Genomic DNA, 2,819 nt, shown 5'->3' with positions numbered 1-2,819 from the left:
GGGCTCATCACCCCCCCACCCGCGGCGCCCCGCCCCGCCCCGGTGCCCCCCCCCCCCCGTCCCGCCCGCTTCCCGGGGTGCTGTACGGGCGGGGCCGAGGGGAGCCGGCTGGTTCCAACGGCGAGACCCCCGGGGGTGCCACCCCGGGGGTCTCTGTGAGCCGTTCCTGTCTGAGAGGAACTGACCCAATGAAGAGCATCGCAGCACTTCAGACGGCCGTTACGGCCGCCGCCCCGTTCGACGGTGAGCCGTCGGACGCCGAGCTGGACGCGATCGAGGTTGAGTCGCCGCTGATCCTCGCGGAGGTAGCTCTCCTCGACGCGCAGATCATGACCATCGACCGCACCCCGTCCGAGCTGGACGAGCGGCGTATCCGCCGGGCCCGCCGGCGGGTGCTGGCCGCCCGCCGGGACCTCACCAACCTCTCCGCTGCCTCGACGAACGCCACGGTGTCCGGGGGTGCGGCATGACGGTTCACGGGGCGCGGTTGTCCAACAGCTTCCGGGGTGAGTGGGAGCTGTACGTGGTCACCGACCGAACGAGCATGGAGTGGCCCGAGCACTCGTTCAAGCGGACTGGGCCGGTGCCCACGGTGCAGGAACGGGCGGATGCGCTGGCCCGGCTCGGCTACGTCCCTGCGGACAGTGCCGCGTGGGAGTGGCAGGAGCTTCCTGCCGGGGTCATGGATCGCGTCGAGCTGCTGGCGTCCCTGGACGTGCAGCGGATGGGCGGGGCGTCATGAACCGCTTCGGCAAGGGCCTGCTGGTCGCCGCGCTGGTCGGTGTGGTCGGGATGGCGTTCCGGGTGTCGTGGAACGCGTTGCGGGACGTTGCCACCGCCACCGGGGCCGACGAGACCGCAGCGTTCCTCTACCCGTTCGTGGTCGACGGGCTGATGGCGCTGGCCCTGGTCGCGACCCTGGTCCTGACCGATGATGCCCGAAGGTTCGCGCTGCGGGTGCTGGCCGCCTACACCCTGGCCTCACTCGTCCTCAACTACGTCCACGGACTCGTCCCGCAGTTGCACGACGAGGTGGTCGACTGGGGTCGACTGGCCGACTGGGATCCCGCCAACTGGGCGCTGGTCCTGCTGGCCACGTCGCTGCCGGTCGGGTCGATCTACTTCGGCTCCGACCTGGTCGCCAAGGTCCTGCACCACCGACCGATCGAGACACCGGCCACCACCCCGAATCAGAATGAATCGGCCGAGACATATGTAAATCGGTCTACGGCTGACCTGGGAGTATCGGCCCCCGCGCCGATCACTCCGGCCCCGGTTCCTGCGGAGCTGGAAGCCGCCCCGGTGGTCTCGCTGATGAAGTCGACCGGTCGGGTTCCGGTCGGCGCGGTGGCCGCCGCGTCGACCCGCCCGCGCCGGGCGACCGGACGTGTTCCCGAGGTGGCCCGATCGAGTCGATCGGTCCGCACCGCCGACCAGCTCCTGACTGAGGCCCGTAAGGCTACGGCCGACTGGTCGGATCGGGAGCTGACCGCCGAGGGCATCCGCAAGGCCGTTCACACCTCCCCGGCCAAGGCCCGTGTCCTGCGCGACACCCTGCGCGCCGAGCGCGAGCGGGCGGCCGGTTCCGGTGAGGGGGTGGCGGCGTGATGGACCGGCTGCATCAGGCTCGCCGTCTCCTGGACCGTCCGCCGACTCCCGTGCTCGCCGGACAGCTCGCCGCGGCTGTCGGCCCTCGGATCGGCTCCGTCTGCTCCGGCTACCGCGGACTCGACATGGCCGTGGAGGAGGTGTTCGGCGGCACCACGGCGTGGGTGTCGGACATCGACCCCGGCGCCAACGCGGTCCTCGCCCACCACTGGCCGGACGTCCCGAACCTGGGCGACCTGACCGCCGTGGACTGGGCCGACGTCGAGCCGGTGGACGTCTTCTGCGGGGGTTACCCCTGCCAGCCCTTCAGCAGTGCCGGCAAGCGGAAAGGAACCGCTGATGAGCGTCACATCTGGCCGTGGATTGCCCGTGCCCTTCGCGTTCTACGACCCCGCATCGCGGTCTTTGAGAACGTCAGCGGTCACCTTCGACTCGGATTCGACACCGTCCTCGCCGACCTTGCCCGCCTCGGGTTCGATGCGGAGTGGTGCACTGTACGCGCGTCGGAGGTCGGCGCTCCCCACCAGCGCCAACGCCTCTTCCTCCTCGCCACTGCTGCCGACACCCCGAACCTCGGACACCAACGGCCCCGGGGTGCACGGGGACGGGGGGATGGACCTGCGGACCACCGTGACGCTCCTGCCCACACCGCACGCATCCTCCCCGAGCACGGCGAACTTCCGCTCGGACGGAACGCCCTACAGCTCGGGCTACGGGCCGACGCTCCTCGACGCGGCACGACACCTGCTGCCGACCCCGCGGGCCTCGGACACGGGAACACCCGGGCGCCGGGCCTCCGAGGGATTCCGGCCGCCACTGTCCCAGGTCGTCCTCCCGCTGTTCCCGACCCCAACCGCGGCGGACGGGGACCGGACCAGCCCGACGTACGGGCGGGGCAACCCGACGCTGACTGGGGCCGTTTCGCCCCCGCCATCCACCGCTGGGAGAACACCACCGGACGACGAGCCCCATGGGCAACTGACGATCGACATCGCCTGAACCCCGCGTTCGTCGAGTGGCTCATGGGCCTGCCCGCCGGCCACGTCACCGACGTCCCCGGACTCACCCGCACCCAGCAACTCCACGCCCTCGGCAACGGCGTCGTTCCCCAACAGGCCACCGCCGCCCTGCGAGCCCTCCTCGACCGGCACACCGCCCATGCCCTGCCCACCGCGGCCTGACCCGGAAGGACCCGCCATGGACCACCTGCC

The 2,819-nt window shown here is 71.3% G+C and carries 4 protein-coding genes; all 4 read left to right on the top strand.

The genetic code is table 11. The annotated features are described in order from the left end of the window. Positions 1 to 188 precede the first annotated feature (188 nt). The 4 genes from JS521_RS18810 to JS521_RS18795 are packed head-to-tail and all read left to right on the top strand — an operon-like array spanning position 189 to position 2,789. A complete protein-coding gene (locus JS521_RS18810) occupies positions 189 to 470 on the top strand; it encodes a DUF6284 family protein (protein ID WP_205084139.1) in 282 nt (93 codons plus the stop codon). Beyond that, positions 467 to 742, top strand: a complete 276-nt coding sequence (locus JS521_RS18805; RefSeq protein ID WP_205084138.1) for a DUF6303 family protein — start codon at positions 467 to 469, stop codon at positions 740 to 742. Before JS521_RS18810 ends, JS521_RS18805 begins: the two co-directional genes overlap by 4 nt. Then, the gene (locus JS521_RS18800; protein ID WP_205084137.1) at positions 739 to 1,608 is read left to right on the top strand and encodes a DUF2637 domain-containing protein; all 870 of its coding nucleotides are present in this window, start codon (positions 739 to 741) and stop codon (positions 1,606 to 1,608) included. Before JS521_RS18805 ends, JS521_RS18800 begins: the two co-directional genes overlap by 4 nt. Next, positions 1,608 to 2,789, top strand: coding sequence for a DNA cytosine methyltransferase (locus JS521_RS18795; protein WP_205084136.1), 1,182 nt, complete (start codon positions 1,608 to 1,610; stop codon positions 2,787 to 2,789). Before JS521_RS18800 ends, JS521_RS18795 begins: the two co-directional genes overlap by 1 nt. Positions 2,790 to 2,819 lie beyond the last annotated feature (30 nt).

Source organism: Streptomyces durocortorensis (genome assembly GCF_016901035.1).
GTDB classification, from domain to species: Bacteria; Actinomycetota; Actinomycetes; order Streptomycetales; family Streptomycetaceae; genus Streptomyces; species Streptomyces durocortorensis.
Note: the sequence above shows the minus strand (reverse complement) of the source record. Positions and strands in the feature narration are given on the sequence as shown.

Excerpts from the sequence above, each read along its gene's own strand:
- JS521_RS18810 (WP_205084139.1), top strand. The coding sequence starts at position 189 with ATGAAGAGCATCGCAGCACTTCAGACGGCCGTTACGGCCGCCGCCCCG.
- JS521_RS18805 (WP_205084138.1), top strand. The coding sequence starts at position 467 with ATGACGGTTCACGGGGCGCGGTTGTCCAACAGCTTCCGGGGTGAGTGG.
- JS521_RS18800 (WP_205084137.1), top strand. The coding sequence starts at position 739 with ATGAACCGCTTCGGCAAGGGCCTGCTGGTCGCCGCGCTGGTCGGTGTG.
- JS521_RS18795 (WP_205084136.1), top strand. The coding sequence starts at position 1,608 with ATGGACCGGCTGCATCAGGCTCGCCGTCTCCTGGACCGTCCGCCGACT.